Genomic DNA, 14,914 nt, shown 5'->3' with positions numbered 1-14,914 from the left:
ACATACGGGCCGTCGAGGGCATATTGCCCTCGACGAGTCCCATATCGGACGATGTCAGCGCGAAAGTGCGATCAGCCGATGCTGATGTGGTCGGCGCCGTTGTCGATGGGCAGGTCCCCGTCGACGGTCGCGATGACCTCGTAGTTGTTCAGTGTGATGTTGCCCGAGTGGTTGTCGAGGAACGCCGTGTCGGCGGCGTCGCGACCGGTCGCGATGCGGACCAACGCCTGGCGAGGCGCCAGTCCGGTGGCGTCCACGACGAGCCACTTGTCGTCGATCAATGCCTCGGCGACGGCATGGAAGTCCATCGGGACACAACCCGGCGCGTAGACGGCGACAAGGCGGGCCGGGATGTTCAGCGCCCGCAGCAACGCGACCACGAGGTGGGCGAAGTCGCGGCACACACCGGCGTTGGCCAGCAGCGTGTCCGCGGCGCCGTCGATCGGGTCGCTGGCACCGGGGATGTAGTTCAGGCGCGCCGCGACGAACCGCGACACCTCGTAGAGCAGATCGATCGGCGGCTTGCTCAGATCGAATTCCGCTGAGACGTAACCGAAGAACTTGTCCGCCTCGGCGTACCGACTGGGACGCAGGTACAACGACCGCTCGCCGACCTGCACCGCGACGGGATCGGCCGGGGTGTTGATCGCCGCGGAGTACTGCACGAGGACGTTGCCGCGCTCCACGTTCAGCCGATGGATCCGGGTGCCGACCTCCCCAATGATCTCCTCGGGGGTCACGGAATTGCCGTTCACCGACACCGACAGGGTCTCGACGAGGTCCATCCCCGGGAGACGCGCAACGGTGACCTGCAACTCGAGTTCGGTGGCCGAATCCACCCAGATGTCCATCATCGATGAAACGTCACGCTTGATTGTGCCCATGTGCGGTCGGCGCCCTAACCGTCGGTGAATCTCTGCGATACGGCGGTCCTCGACCTGCTTCAAGGCGCCTGTGGGCCTAAGCCTAAGGTGCGCACGCCGCAACCGTAAACTCGTGGACATGAGCGACACATCGAAGCCGTCTGACCCCCGACCGGTCGCGGTTGTCACCGGCGCCAGTTCGGGCATCGGCGAGGCGACCGCGAGAACGCTTGCCGCACAGGGCTATGAGGTCGTGATCGGCGCCCGTCGACTAGACCGACTCAGCGAGGTGGCCGACTCGATCAACGGTCGCGCCATCGAGCTCGACGTCACCGACGACGACTCCGTCGCCCGGTTCTGCGATCAACTCGACTCCGTCGACATCCTCGTCAACAACGCCGGCGGCGCACGCGGACTGTCCACGGTGGCCGACGCCGATCTCGACGAGTGGCGGTGGATGTGGGAGACGAACGTGCTCGGCACGCTGCGGATGACCAAGGCGCTGCTCCCCGCACTGATCGCGTCCGGCGACGGGCTGATCGTCACCGTCACGTCGATCGCGGCCATCGAGGCCTACGACAACGGCGCCGGTTACACCTCGGCCAAGCACGCGCAGGCGGTCCTGCACCGCACGCTGCGGCTCGAGCTCATCGGCCAACCGGTCCGCTTCACCGAGATCCTGCCCGGCATGGTGGAGACCGAGTTCTCGCTGGTTCGGTTCGACGGTGATCAGGAACGCGCCGACGCGGTCTACGACGGCTTGACCCCGCTCACCGCAGACGACGTCGCAGAGGTGATCGGCTTCGTCGCCTCACGCCCGCCGCACGTCAACCTCGACCAGATCCTGCTCAAGCCCCGCGATCAGGCCAGCGCACGCCGCAACATCAAGACCGGATAGGTCCGGTCAGCCCGTCGGGCCCTGGCGTGCCGGGGCCGCCGAGGTGGTCGGTATGCCGGACAGCTGAGGGGCATTCGACGGGGTGGCCGGTGCGGTCGAACTGGTGACCTCACCCTCCAGCGCCGACATCGACTTCCAGTCGTCCCAGGAGAACGTCCAGTCGTAGATGTCGCCGTCGGCCTCCGACAGCGGGATCCGGGTGTTGGTGACCTCGACCGGATCTCCGTAGATCGCGACTCCGAAGTACTGCTGGGCGTTGTCCAGCGACAGGTTGATGCAGCCGTTGGTCACGTTGGACGACCCCTGCACACCGGTGGTCTCCGGGTTGGCGTGGATGAACTCGCCGTTGTTGGAGATGCGCACCGCGAACCGCTCGCGGATGTTGAAGTACCCGGCCGCGGGGTTGGACATGTAGAAGTCCTCGTGCTTCTCGCTCACCACGTGGATGCCCGAGCGCGTCACGTTGCGGTCGAGGTCGCCGCTGCCGTAGCTGCACGGCAGGGTCATCAGGACATTGCTGCCCTGCATGACGTCGATCTTGAACGACGTCGCGTCGGCCTTGACGATCTGCGCGCGACCGATGACGAAATCGCTCGTGACGTCGGCGGCACCGTAGGCACCGTCGCCGTGGTCGAGGCCGTACAGCGATGCCTTCATCGACACCTTGGTCCCCGGAGCGAAGTACTCCTTGCTGCGCCAGTGCGCGCGTGAGCCGTTGTCCTCGGGGAGCCAGGCCCAGCTGCCCTCGGTGGGCGGCGTGGTCGTCACCTTCAGCGCACGCTCGACGGCCTTCTTGTCCGAGATGGTCGAGTCGAACTTCAGGATCAGGGGCGCGGCGATGCCGACCTCCTGGCCGTCGGCGATGTTCACCACGACGTTGACCTGCTCCTGCGGGGTCAGTGTGGTGACAGTGCCCTCGATCGGAACGACCTTGCGGTCCTCACCGGTCGCCGAGCCGGACCAGGTGTAGGTGCCGCCGTACCCGAGCGGCTCGGTGACGGTGTACGTCGACCGGTCCTCCGACAACGTGCCGGTGACGACGGTGCCGCGGGCGTTGGTGAGCTTGACGTCCGGGTTGAGCTGTCCCTTGGACACCTTGACGGCGAACTCGGCCGTCGGGCTGGGGTTGGCGTCGGAGTCCAACTTCGGCAGGTAACTGATCTCCGCGGTCGGCTCGGCGCTCTTCGACGCCGCGACACCGGTGGACGAGCCACCGTTGTCGCTCTTGCTGCAGGCTGCGGCGGTCACACCGACCGCGCCCACGGCCAAAGCCGCGAGAGCCCCTCGCCTGGTCAACCGCACTGGGTCACGACTGTCGATCATGTACACCGACATTACCTGGTGATCTGCGGTGCTCCTTCCGGCCGACGAGCCTAGAGGCAGCAGCCGACCAGCACCGGCTCGGGTTCGAGACGGACCCCGAACGCGGCCTCGACACCGTCGCGCACCTGGCGGGCGAGGGTGAGAAGTTCTTCCGTCGTGGCGCCGCCACGGTTGGTGATGGCCAGGGTGTGCTTGGTGGACAGCCGTACAGAAGCGGTCTCGTCGGGGTGTCCGCGGGAGAACCCGGCACGCTCGATGAGCCACCCGGCGGACAGTTTGACGCCACCGTCGGCGGCGAATCGGGGTACCGGCACGTCTCCCACCCGCGCTGCGATGGCCTCCAGGATGTGAGGGAGATCATCGTCGGTGACGATCGGATTGGTGAAGAACGACCCCGCGCTCCACGTGTCGTGGTCGGCGGCGTCGAGCACCATCCCCTTGCCGGACCGCAGCGCGAGGACCTGTTCGCGGACGACGGCGACCGGGACCCGCTCGCCCTGCTCGACCCCGAGCGTGTGCGCGAGTTCGCGATAGCGGATGGGCGCACTGAGACCGTCGTCGGTCAGCCGCATGGCGACCCGGACCACGACTCGGTCGTCGTGATGCTTGAGAGCGCTGGTCCGGTACGCCAGGGCGAGTTCGGACGGGGTGATCCACCGCAGTGTGCCGTCGGCGCGATCGAGCACCTCGACGCCGTCGAGGACGTCGGCGATCTCCACGCCGTACGCGCCGACGTTCTGCACCGGCGTCGACCCGACCGCCCCGGGGATCCCGGACAGGCACTCGAGTCCTCCGAGGTTCCGCTCGACGGTGTCGGCGACCACGGCGTCCCAGTCGGCACCCGCATCGGCGACCACCCGGGGAGCGCCATCCGGGGCGACGTCGTAGCGGACCTCGTCGTTGGCGATCTGCACCACGGTCCCGGCGAAACCGTCGTCGGAGACAACGAGATTGGAACCGCCGCCGACCAGCAGCGTGGGTTCGCCCGCGCGATCGAGGCGCGTGAGGGTCGCGACGAGGTCATCGGTGGTGGTCACACGCACGAAGGCACGGGCCGGACCGCCGAGTCGCAGGGTGGTGAGCTGCGACAGCGACACCGGCTGACCGGGGCAATCCGCGTATGCGCGTTCGGGGCTCACGGTGTCAACGGTAACGTCTGCAGATCATGGCGACGAAGCTGCGGCACACGATCACCTGCCCGTTCGGGATGGCTGCGTACGTCGCGGCGATCTCCGCCCCCGATTACTGGGAGACGCTGGCGACGAGCATCAAGGCGGCCCCCGGCGAGCTGAACTCGGCCGACGTGGACACCGACACGGCGCAGGTGCACCTCACCCAGCACATCCCGGCCGACAAGCTCCCCTCGGCGGTCACCAAGCTGGTGTCCGGCGACCTGGCCATCAAACGGTCGATGACCTGGGAGTTCCACACCGATGCCCACACCACGGGCACGTTCGCCGCCGATGTGGTCGGGGCGCCCGCGACCACGAAGGGCACGGTGGACGCCACCGGTACCGCCGACGAGTGCACCATCGTCTACACCGGCTCGGTCACTGTCCGAATCCCATTGGTCGGCGGCAAGATCGAGAAGCTGATCGCCGAGAAACTCACCGACCTCCTCGACGCCGAGCGTGATTTCACGGTTGCCTGGCACGAGGAGCACCGCTGATCACCAGGACGGTACGGTAACCACCATGGCGCGCCGTCTCAGTTATTCAGCCCGATATGAGCATCCAACCGAGAAGGTCTACTCGGCACTGTCCAGCCGCGAGTTCTGGGACGACCAGATGGTCGAGTTCCGCAAGCTGACCCCGCAGTCCGACGTCGACAAGTTCGTCGTCGACGAGAACGGTGTCGACATCGTTCTCGTGCAGACCCTCCCGAAGTCCGATCTGCCGGCCATCGCCAGCGCGGTGATCAAGAAGGACATGATCATCACCCGCAAGGAATTCCTCGGGCCGTACAACCCCGAGAAGACCGAGGGCACCTACAGCGCGGGCATCCCCGCCGGTCCGGGCAACGTCACGGGCGTGCAGGAGCTGTTCCCCACCGACACCGGGTGCACGCTGCGACGCACGACCGAGGTCAAGGTCTACGTCCCGTTCGTCAACGGCAAACTCGAGCAGCTCATCCTGGTGAACCTCGTCGACCTGTTCCGCGGAGAGGCGGAGTTCACGGCCGACTGGATCGCCAAGAACAGCTGACCTTCCACCTGGGTTCGCGTGGGTCCCGACGGGTCCGTACGGACAGCGCCATCCCCGGAGGGGCACATCACCCGGGGCACCACCAACCTCAATCGGTTGCGTCGTGTCGATCGGTGGATGGCCGGGCGCCCCGAGATCGTCGAACTCCTTCACGCACAGCATGATCCGCTCGCGGTCGACCTGGGCTACGGCGATCGCCCCGACACCGCGGTGGAGATGTCGCGCCGACTCCGCGCGGTGGCACCGCGGACGACTCTCGTGGGTCTGGAGATCGACCCCGCCCGGGTGGTCGACGCCCGCGAGGGCGTGCGCTTCGCCCGCGGCGGTTTCGAACTCGCCGGACTGCGCCCGCACCTGGTCCGCGCCTTCAACGTCCTGCGACAGTACGACGAGTCCGAGGTGGGTCCCGCGTGGGCCCGGATGCAGGCCGGCCTCGCGCCCGGCGGTCTGATCGTCGAGGGCACGTGCGACGAGATCGGTCGACGATGCGCCTGGATCCTGCTCGACGCCGACGGACCGCGTTCCCTCACCCTCGCCTGGGACCCCGACCACACCGATCGTCCGTCCGACATCGCCGCACGACTGCCCAAGGCACTGATCCACCACAACGTCCCGGGACGCCCGATCCACGATCTGCTGACCGCCGCCGACCGGTGTTGGGACGCCGCGGCGCACTACGCGCCCTACGGCCGCCGCATTCGCTGGAATCACGCCCGGACCGCGCTGCACGGGCAGGGCGTGCCCTGCGAGCTACCCCGCAGACGTCTTCGCGACAACGTGCTGACCGTCCCGTGGGACGTGGTCTCGCCCGTCCGACCGTAGAATCGGGCACATGCGTATCGCGATGGCCCAGGTTCCCAGCGGGACCGATCCCGCCGCCAACCTGGACCTGCTGCGCACCCGGGCCGAACAGGCCGCGGCCGACGGCGCCGATCTGATCGTGTTCCCGGAAGCGATGATGTGCCGGTTCGGGGTCTCCCTGGCCCCGATCGCCGAACCCCTGGACGGTCCGTGGGCCACCGGCGTGCGCGACGCCGCCACCGCGTTCGGCGTGACGATCGTGGCGGGGATGTTCACCCCGGCCGACACCCTCGACGGCCGACGACGGGTGCGCAACACGCTGATCGCCGCCGCGCCGGACGGGACCGTGACCTCCTACGACAAGATCCACCTCTACGACGCGTTCGGGTTCCGCGAGTCCGCGACGGTCGCTCCCGGGTCGACCCCGGTGGTGATCGAGGTCGCCGGACACACCGTCGGACTCGCGACCTGCTACGACATCCGCTTCCCCGAACTGTTCACGACCCTCGCGACGGCCGGCGCCGAGCTGATCGTCGTCCCGGCGTCGTGGGGCGCCGGACCGGGCAAGCAGCAGCAATGGAGGGTGTTGGCCCAGGCCCGTGCACTCGACAGCAGCACCATCGTCGCCGCGGTGGGTCAGCCCGTCCCATCGGATCCCGACGTCGCGGACTCCACCGCGCCGACCGGGATCGGCCACTCCCTGCTCGTCGACCCGTTCGGTGACGTTCTCGCCGAATACGGCGACGAAGAACGTCTCGACCTGCACGTTCTCGACTTCGACCGCGTCGACGCGGCCCGGTCGACGATCGCGGTGCTCGAGAACAGGATGCTGCACGTCTGACGACGCGGTCGGACCTTTCAGAGAAGTCTCACGATCGGCACAACTTGGGCAGGCAGAATCGAGGGCGATGAATGAGCGCAACGACAACGACGACGCCCCCACCGCCAAGGCCTATTCACAGACCCGGCCGTTCGAGGCTCCTCCGGGAACGGAGTATCCGGCCGTGCCCGGATACGGCCCGCCGTCGGGACCGCCTCCGCCGGGTGGGGGGTTCGACGACCGGTCGGAGCCCGCGGGTGAGCCGCCGAAGCCGGCGAAACCGCGTCGTCGCGTGGGTGTGATCGTCACGATCAGCGCCCTGGTGCTGGTGCTCGTGTTGGTCATCGCCGGCGTGGGCAGTGAGCTCTATCTGCGCAGCGCGACCAAGGACTGCCTGCAGAAGTCGTTCGCGGAGCTGACCGGCTCATCGGCGTCGGTGTCGTTGAGCAAGAAGCCCATGCTGTTGCAGGCGGCGACCAAAGAGGTCCCCTACGTCCAGATCGACACCTCCGGTGACGACGGGTCGGCCATCGAACTCCACGGCCGCGCCGACAACATCAAGGGCGTCTCCGGCGGCTCGACCATCGGCAGGCTCGCCGCCACCGGCTCGGTCCCGTTCGCGCGAATCGTCGAGCTGAGCAAGCAGACGTCGCAGCAGTCCACCGAGAACAGCCAGCAGCCGTCGACCGGCCTGGGCGGCCTGTTCGGTGACTTCACGCTGGACAACGTCACCGGCAATCCGTCGAGCGGCACCATCACCGTCACCGCGGGCGTGAGCCTGGCCGGGCTGATCTCGATCCCGGTGAGCACCGAGATCAAGCCCGTCACCACCGGCGGCAAGATCGAATTCCAGGTGGTCAAGGCCAGCGCGCTCGTGTTCGGCATCCCGTCGAACTTCGCGCAGACCCTCGTCGACGGGGTGTCGAAGTCGCTGTTCCCGCCGCTGTTCGACCAGCTGTCGATCGACAAGCTCGCCGTCACCTCCAGCGGTGTCGACTTCGCGGTCACCGGGACCGACGTGCCGCTCGACGAGAGCACGCTCGGGTCGACGCCGAACCAGCAGAGCCAGACCACCTGCACCGTCATCTGATGCGCCCATGACCTCGACACCGGAACCGTTGTGGCTCTTCGCCGATCAGCTCGGCCGCCACATCCACTCGGCGCCGGAACACGCCGATCGCGAGATCATCCTCATCGAGTCGACCGCGGCGCTGCGGCGTCGCGGCGGTCATCGACAGAAGGCGCACCTGCTGCTGTCGGGGATGCGGCACCTCGCAGCCGAACTCGGTGAGCGCGCGCAACTGTGGCAGGCCGACGGCTACCGCGACGCGCTCGTCCAACTCGGCCGTCCGGTCGTCGTCCACGAACCCACCTCGCGGGCGGCGCACGATTTCGTGCACGCCCTCGCCGAGGAGGGCCTCGTCGCCGAGGTGCTGCCGAACCCGTCGTTCGCACTGTCGCGGGACGACTTCGAGACCTGGGCGGGCACGGCGTCGTCGTTCCGGATGGAGACCTTCTACCGCGAACAACGCCGCCGTTTCGACATCCTCATGGACGGCGACCGGCCCGCGGGCGGGACGTGGAACTACGACCACGAGAACCGGGAGTCGCCGCCGAAGTCCGAGACCCTCGGGGTCGACCCGCCCTGGTGGCCGACCGAGGACGAGATCGACGAACAGGTCCGCGCCGACCTCGACGCCCTCGAGATCGAGTGGTCCGGCGCCGACGGCCCGCGCCTGTTCGCGGTGACCACCGACGAGGCGAACGAGGCCCTGCGCACCTTCATCGACCAGCGGCTCGCGACGTTCGGCCGCTACGAGGACGCCATCATGGGGGCGGACTGGACGATGTCGCACTCGCTTCTGTCGGTGCCGCTGAACCTGTCACTGCTCGATCCCCTCGACGTGGTGCACGCCGCCGAGGACGCCGCACGCAGCGGCGACGTGGACCTCGCCGCCGCCGAGGGCTTCATCCGCCAGATCATCGGGTGGCGCGAATTCGTCTGGCATCTCTACTGGCACTTCGGTGCGGAGTACGTGACGAACAACAAGCTCGATGCGCATGTACCGCTGCCGGACTGGTTCCGTGATCTCGACGCCGACGCCGTGACCGCCCGGTGCCTGTCGGACGCGCTCGAGGGCGTCCGCGACCGCGGCTGGGTCCACCACATCCCGCGGTTGATGATCCTGGGCAGCCATGCGCTGCAGCGGAACTACGACCCGGCCGAACTGACCGAGTGGTTCCGCGCCAACTTCGTCGACGGATACGAATGGGTCATGCCGGTCAACGTCATCGGGATGAGCCAACACGCCGACGGCGGACTGATGGCCACGAAGCCGTACACATCCGGCGGCGCGTACATCAACAAGATGTCCGACCACTGTCGCTCCTGCGACTACAACCCGAAGAAGCGGGTCGGCGACGACGCCTGCCCGTTCACCGCCGGGTACTGGGCGTTCACCCATCGACACCAGGAGATGTTGTCGGCCAATCACCGCACCGCACGCGCGGTCTCGACGATGAACCGCCTCTCCGACCTCGACGCGGTGCTCGAGCAGGAAGCCGACCGGGAGGTGTTCTGAAGACGCGGTCGAACGCCGACGCCACAGAGGCGGCGCGCGTACGATCGGCGACAGTTCCCACAGGGGCGAGACGAGGTGCACGTGATCATGCCTGAGCAGAACCGAGCCGCGGTCGCGATCGTGAGTTATGTCGGCGTCCTGTACGCCGCGGTGGCGGTCTTCGCCGTCACCCTGTTCTATTCGACCGCCGTCGACTACGGCCCGCGGCACGAATACCCGCTGGAGCACTGGATTCTCGCGGCCGGGGTCTCTGCGCTGGTCGCGGGCACGCTGCTGTTCGTGGTCAACGCGTTGCTCCGCGACACCCGGATGGCACGCACCCGGATCTGACGCACACCGACCACCACGGCCGAGTTGAACCCGCCGAGGGTCTAACCGTCGACGGCACGTGACGGGCACGCATAGCGTCGGATCGCGTGTCTGTGAAAACCGTCGAAGCGTCCGCACGACCCACCCCGGATGGCTCGGGGAGCGCACCGACGGACCCGACCCGGCTGCGTCTGGTCATCGCGTCGGCACTGCTGGGCACCACCATCGAGTGGTACGACTTCTTCCTCTACGCCACGGCCGCGTCGATCGTGTTCAACAAACTCTTCTTCCCCGACAGCAGCTCGTACGTCGGGACCATGCTGTCGTTGGCGACATTCGCGGTCGGCTTCGTCGTCCGCCCCATCGGCGGCGTGGTGTTCGGCCACATCGGCGACAAGATCGGTCGCAAACGCACGCTCGCCGTCACGATGCTGCTGATGGGTGTCGCGACCGCACTGATGGCGGTGCTGCCGACCGCCACACAGGTCGGGGTCGCGGCGCCAATCCTGCTGTTGGTGCTGCGAGTCGTGCAGGGGTTCGCTCTCGGCGGCGAGTGGGCCGGCGCGGTCCTGATGTCGGTCGAACACGGACCGCGCGGGCGGACCGGCTTCTTCGGGTCGATCCCGCAGATCGGGTTGGCGTTGGGTCTCGGACTCGGCACCGCGGTGTTCGCGACGCTGCAGACCGTCTTCGACACCGCCGAGTTCCTCGCCTACGGCTGGCGCATCGCGTTCGGCGTGAGCGTCATCCTGGTGATCGTCGGCTTCGTGGTCCGTCTCGTCGTCGACGAGACCCCGTCGTTCCGGGCCGCCGAACGCGCGGTGACCACCGTGCGCGCCCCCATCGCGGCGCTGTTCGCCGATCGTCATCTGCGTCGCCAGACGTTCTTCGGCCTGCTGTCCCGTTGGGCGGAGGGCGCGGCGTTCAACACGTGGGGCGTCTTCGCCATCACCTACGCCACCGGCACGCTGGCGATGGACAACGTGTCGGTCCTGTGGTCGGTGACGATCGCGACCGGGGTGATGGCCGCCGTGATCCCCTTCTCCGGCATGATGGCCGACCGCATCTCCCCCAAATGGATCTTCATCAGCGGTGTCGCCGCCTACGGTGTGGCCGTCTACCCGGTGTTCGCACTGTTCAGCACCCGCGACATCGTCTGGTTCACCGTCGGCCTGGTGATCGTGTTCGGTCTCGTACACGGCTGGTTCTACGGCGCGCAGGGCACGCTGTACGCGCTGGTGTACCCCACCGAGGTGCGGTACACCGGCATCTCGTTCATCTACAACTTCGCAGGCGTCTACGCATCCGGCCTCACACCGCTGATCCTCACCGCACTCATCCACGGCGGCAACGGGAAGCCCTGGGGCGCGGCAGGTTATCTCGTGGCGACCGCGGTCATCTCGGTCGTCGGGTCGGCGTTCCTCAAGCCATCACGTCCCGATCAGGCCCTCACCTGGGTCGACGACGCCGTGCTCGTCGAACCCGTGCGCGCGGGTGTGTCGGCGACCGCGATCGCGGGTGTGCCACGCTCGTAGGCATGACGGAGTCCATCACCTCGCAGTACACCCGCCGGCAGGTCGCGGCCATCGTCGACCACACCCTGCTCAAGCCCGAGGCGACCCGCGCCGACGCCGACGCCACCGTGGCCGAGGCCGCCGAGTTGGGTGTCGCGGCGGTCTGCCTGTCCCCCTCGATGCTCCCCATCGACACCGGCCATCAGGCGACCTGCGTGGTCGCGGGATTCCCGTCGGGGAAGCATCATTCGTTGGTGAAGGCGGCCGAGGCGCGGCTCGCCGTGGACTCCGGCGCCCACGAGATCGACATGGTCATCGACGTCGGCGCCGCCGTCGCGGGCCACTACGACGAGATCTTCGCCGATGTGCTGACCGTCCGCGAGGCCGTGGGCCCCGAGGTGGTGCTCAAGGTGATCATCGAGTCAGCGGCCCTGTTGGAGTTCAGCGGGCCCGACTGTGTGACCCAGGTCTGTGTGAAGGCGGCCGCGGCCGGTGCGTCGATGGTCAAGACGTCGACCGGGTTCCACCCGTCCGGCGGGGCGAGCGTCGAGGCCGTGCGGTTGATGCGCGCCGCCGTTCCCGGGCGGGTCGGTATCAAGGCGTCCGGCGGCATCCGAACCGCGGAGTTCGCGGCCGAGTTGATCGCCGCCGGTGCCACCCGGCTGGGGTTGTCGGGCACGCGGGCGGTGCTCGACGGGTTCGACGACGTCTGAGCGGCGCGTGGCGCCCAACCGTCAGGCGATGAACTGCGCTCTGTCGGTGGTCTTCTCGAGCATCTCGGTGAGCAACCGGTCGTAGGCGTCGTGCTCCTCGATGTTGCTCATGTGCCCCGTGTGCGGCAGCACGAGGTACTCGTGGAGGTGACCGGCCTCCTCCAGCGTCGCGGCGATGGCGTCGGAATGCTTGCGCGGGGTGAGGCGGTCGTCGGTTCCGACGACCACGGCGGTGGGCACGGTCAGGTTGAGCACGCCCTGCCACACGTCGAGGTCCAACATCGCGGCACCCCATCGTGCCCGTGCGACCGCCGGGCACTCGGAGATCATCCGGTCGCAGAACTCCACGTGCGCGAGTCGGGCCTGGGTGTTCAGCGCGATGTACTGCGCCATCTTCGGCGAAACGGTGGTGTGCGGCAACGGAAGCGGAGTGGTCGCGATCATCCGACCCACCGCGTACTCCAGCGGACGGGTGAACCGCGGCAAACCCTCCGGGATCACCGCGAGGTTCTGCATGATCTCCACCGCGGCCGTCGACGTGAGCACGACGCCCCTGGCGAACCGGTCGACGCTGCTCGGATGGTTGGCGGCCCAGGCGAGCACCGACATCCCGCCCATGCTGTGGCCGGCGATGATGGCCCGCCGATCCGGCGGGACCACCGCCTGCAGAACCGATTGCAGATCGGAGCCGAGCAGATCGGTGCTGAGCTTGGTCTTGCCGAGTGGGGTCTCGCCATGGCCACGCTGGTCGTAGACCACGACGCGGCACGTGTCGGCGAAGTCGTTGATCTGCGCCCACCAGTGCCGGGTGTTGCAGGTCCATCCGTGGGCGGCGACGATCAGATCCCCGTCGGCGGGTCCGTAGGCGAGCACGTTGATCGGGTTGCCGTCCGCGGCGCGCACCGCGATCCGCTCGGGTGTCGCGCGTGGTCGGTCGAGCAGATGGTCGGGGCCGTCGTCGACCGGCGGGGCCGCGGTGAGCGCCGAACGCACCAGCGCGGTGAGAATCGTTCCGACACCGATCCCGGCCGCGCCGACGCCGACGCCCCCGGCAACGGCGAGTCCGGTGAGTGCCTTGCTGGACCTGCTCATGGAATCGGGCCTCTCGTCAGGTGGTCTGGGTTCCGCTGCCGTCAGGCGCGATGTCGATCTGATCGAACTCGCCGGGGTCGCCCTCGAGTATCTCCGACGCCTCGCCGATCGCGATCGAGATCTTCCGATCGAGGGCGCGGCGGAAAGCCGACTGCACGATCTCGTGCGCCATCGGCCGTACCGTCCGGATGAGGTGGGCGGCCTTCGCGACCTCTTTCTCCTCGAGGTCGAGCAGTTGGCCGTCCTCGCCGAAGTACTTGTCGGTGATGATCGCGACGAAGCTGTCGGCCACGTCGTCGAGGTCGTTCTGCACCCGCTCCCACTTGCGCAGCAACGACTCGAGATCGATTCCCGCCTTCACCAACACCTCGGCTCCCTCGAGGAGTTCCGGGCTCTTGATCGCGTACTGCGCACCCTCCTTGGCCAGCAAGCCCAGTCGCTGACTCATGGCGATGGTGGTGTCGGTGGCCCCGATGGTGCGGCGCAGTTCGGTCATGGTGATCGTCGCCGCCCGCTTGAAGGTCCGCCACCGGCCCCCCTTGGGCTCGCCGTCGAGGACGTGCTCGACCTTCATCCCGTAGTGCGCGGCCAGGAGCAACTCGCTGATCGTCGCGAACGTGTACCCGCGGTCGAGCAGCTTCGAGATGAGGTTCAGTCGAACGAGATGCTCCTGCGAGTACCACCCGGTCCGCCCCTTGATCTTGGGAGATGGCAGCAGACCACGATCCTGGTACACCCGGATGTTTCGGACACTGACACCCGAGATGTCGGCAAGCTCGTTGATCCGGTATTCAGCCACCGGCCGATTCTATCCGCGCACGTCGCGCGTTCTCGTACGCGGCGATCAGATGATCGCGCCGCGGCGCAGCAGGAACGTGCCGGGACCGCCGATGAGACCGCATTCGTCGAGGAAGGACACGGTCTTGGCGCACCCGTTGCGCTTGCGGTCGTTGTAGAACGTGTTGGTCCGCGCGGCCTTGACGGCAGCCTTCTTGTCCAGCCCGGCCGCCTCGTAGACCTTGGGGTTGACCAGGCAGAACACCACCATGTAGACGGTGATGGCCAGCATCAGGCGGGTCATGTGACGACGGATGGGGCTCATCTGCGCCGCGATGCGGACGGTCTCCTCGCGGGCGAAGCGGATGTGGCGCGCCTCTTCGAGGACGTGGATCTTGCTGACGGTGCGGGTGACCGGCTGGACGCGCGGATCCTTCATGAAATCGCGCTGCATCATGTCGAGGATCTCCTCGGCGGCGAGCGTGCCACCGAAGGCGAGCGATCCCGAGGCCAGCGCCTTGAACGGCCGGCTGAGGAAGTTGATCCACTTCGGGCGCTCGTAGTTGGGGATGCCGAAGTAGTCGGCCGCCTTGGCGAACATCGTCGAGTGGCGGCACTCGTCGGCGATCTCGGTCAGCGCGAACTGGAAGTGCGGCGACGCGGGATCCTGCTTGTAGGCGTCGCGGATGAGCATCTGCATGAGGATGACCTCGAACCAGATGCCGGTTGCGCTGATGCTGGCGGCCTCGTGCTCGGTGAGCGTGATCCGCTGCTTCTCGGTCATCTGATCCCACATCTCGGTGCCGTAGAGGCTGCACCATTCGGGGGTCATCCCGTAGAAGCTCTCGTGATCGATCGGGGCATCCCAGTCGACCTCGATCAGCGGGTCGTAGGACTTACGTGCCGACGACGCGAGCAGGCGACGCGCAACATCCTGGCGGTCGAGTACCTTGTCGAGCCGGGTGAGCGGTTCTGCGATGGTCATCGTGCACTCCTATGCGGGCCGGATGACCCGTCG

The 14,914-nt window shown here is 67.6% G+C and carries 16 protein-coding genes; 10 read left to right on the top strand and 6 right to left on the bottom strand.

The features are described from left to right. Positions 1-71: 71 nt before the first annotated feature. A complete protein-coding gene (locus JHC79_RS05230) occupies positions 72-854 on the bottom strand; it encodes a transglutaminase family protein (RefSeq protein WP_296389026.1) in 783 nt (260 codons plus the stop codon). Between the two features lie 148 nt (positions 855-1,002). Between JHC79_RS05230 and JHC79_RS05225 the strand changes: the two genes are divergently transcribed. After that, positions 1,003-1,761, top strand: coding sequence for an SDR family oxidoreductase (locus tag JHC79_RS05225; RefSeq protein ID WP_296389025.1), 759 nt, complete (start codon positions 1,003-1,005; stop codon positions 1,759-1,761). A 6-nt stretch (positions 1,762-1,767) separates the two neighbouring features. On the opposite strand, the gene JHC79_RS05220 is transcribed toward JHC79_RS05225, so the two are convergent. Both JHC79_RS05220 and JHC79_RS05215 read right to left on the bottom strand, forming a co-directional pair. Then, entirely contained in the window at positions 1,768-3,084 is a 1,317-nt protein-coding gene (locus tag JHC79_RS05220; RefSeq protein WP_296389022.1) for an Ig-like domain-containing protein, read from the bottom strand. 50 nt (positions 3,085-3,134) lie between these two features. Beyond that, entirely contained in the window at positions 3,135-4,223 is a 1,089-nt protein-coding gene (locus JHC79_RS05215; protein ID WP_296389021.1) for a UDP-N-acetylmuramate dehydrogenase, read from the bottom strand. A gap of 26 nt (positions 4,224-4,249) precedes the next feature. On the opposite strand from JHC79_RS05215, the gene JHC79_RS05210 reads away from it, so the two are divergent. From JHC79_RS05210 to deoC, 9 genes are all read left to right on the top strand, one after another. Further along, complete coding sequence (locus JHC79_RS05210; RefSeq protein WP_296389019.1) at positions 4,250-4,753, top strand: DUF2505 domain-containing protein; 504 nt, start codon at positions 4,250-4,252, stop codon at positions 4,751-4,753. 25 nt (positions 4,754-4,778) lie between these two features. Beyond that, positions 4,779-5,288 (top strand): DUF2505 domain-containing protein, encoded by a 510-nt coding sequence (locus JHC79_RS05205; RefSeq protein WP_296389017.1) that lies wholly within the window; start codon positions 4,779-4,781, stop codon positions 5,286-5,288. Between the two features lie 117 nt (positions 5,289-5,405). Next, complete coding sequence (locus JHC79_RS05200) at positions 5,406-6,110, top strand: class I SAM-dependent methyltransferase (RefSeq protein ID WP_296389016.1); 705 nt, start codon at positions 5,406-5,408, stop codon at positions 6,108-6,110. 10 nt (positions 6,111-6,120) lie between these two features. Next, positions 6,121-6,930, top strand: coding sequence for a carbon-nitrogen hydrolase family protein (locus JHC79_RS05195; RefSeq protein WP_296389014.1), 810 nt, complete (start codon positions 6,121-6,123; stop codon positions 6,928-6,930). Between the two features lie 67 nt (positions 6,931-6,997). Further along, positions 6,998-7,999, top strand: a complete 1,002-nt coding sequence (locus JHC79_RS05190) for an LmeA family phospholipid-binding protein (RefSeq protein WP_296389012.1) — start codon at positions 6,998-7,000, stop codon at positions 7,997-7,999. A 7-nt stretch (positions 8,000-8,006) separates the two neighbouring features. After that, positions 8,007-9,491: a cryptochrome/photolyase family protein gene (locus JHC79_RS05185; protein ID WP_296389010.1), complete on the top strand. Its 1,485-nt coding sequence runs from the start codon at positions 8,007-8,009 to the stop codon at positions 9,489-9,491. An 87-nt stretch (positions 9,492-9,578) separates the two neighbouring features. Next, positions 9,579-9,821 carry a hypothetical protein gene (locus JHC79_RS05180; RefSeq protein ID WP_296389006.1) on the top strand — a complete coding sequence of 81 codons (243 nt, stop codon included), beginning with the start codon at positions 9,579-9,581 and terminating at the stop codon, positions 9,819-9,821. Between the two features lie 86 nt (positions 9,822-9,907). Next, positions 9,908-11,335, top strand: a complete 1,428-nt coding sequence (locus tag JHC79_RS05175) for an MFS transporter (protein WP_296389005.1) — start codon at positions 9,908-9,910, stop codon at positions 11,333-11,335. Positions 11,336-11,337: 2 nt separating this feature from the next. After that, the gene (gene deoC, locus JHC79_RS05170) at positions 11,338-12,027 is read left to right on the top strand and encodes a deoxyribose-phosphate aldolase (RefSeq protein ID WP_296389002.1); all 690 of its coding nucleotides are present in this window, start codon (positions 11,338-11,340) and stop codon (positions 12,025-12,027) included. Positions 12,028-12,048: 21 nt separating this feature from the next. Here deoC and JHC79_RS05165 read toward each other — a convergent pair whose 3' ends face one another. From JHC79_RS05165 to JHC79_RS05155, 3 genes are read right to left on the bottom strand one after another with little or no spacing between them, the layout of a single operon-like run. After that, positions 12,049-13,119, bottom strand: coding sequence for an alpha/beta hydrolase (locus tag JHC79_RS05165; RefSeq protein ID WP_296389000.1), 1,071 nt, complete (start codon positions 13,117-13,119; stop codon positions 12,049-12,051). Positions 13,120-13,135: 16 nt separating this feature from the next. Continuing rightward, complete coding sequence (locus JHC79_RS05160; RefSeq protein ID WP_296388998.1) at positions 13,136-13,918, bottom strand: MerR family transcriptional regulator; 783 nt, start codon at positions 13,916-13,918, stop codon at positions 13,136-13,138. 45 nt (positions 13,919-13,963) lie between these two features. After that, positions 13,964-14,881, bottom strand: coding sequence for a diiron oxygenase (locus JHC79_RS05155; RefSeq protein WP_296388996.1), 918 nt, complete (start codon positions 14,879-14,881; stop codon positions 13,964-13,966). Positions 14,882-14,914 lie beyond the last annotated feature (33 nt).

Source organism: Williamsia sp. (assembly GCF_016462415.1).
In the GTDB taxonomy this organism is placed as follows: domain Bacteria; phylum Actinomycetota; class Actinomycetes; order Mycobacteriales; family Mycobacteriaceae; genus Williamsia_A.
The sequence above is the reverse complement of the archived record's forward strand: the minus strand, read 5'-3'. Positions and strand labels throughout refer to the sequence as shown.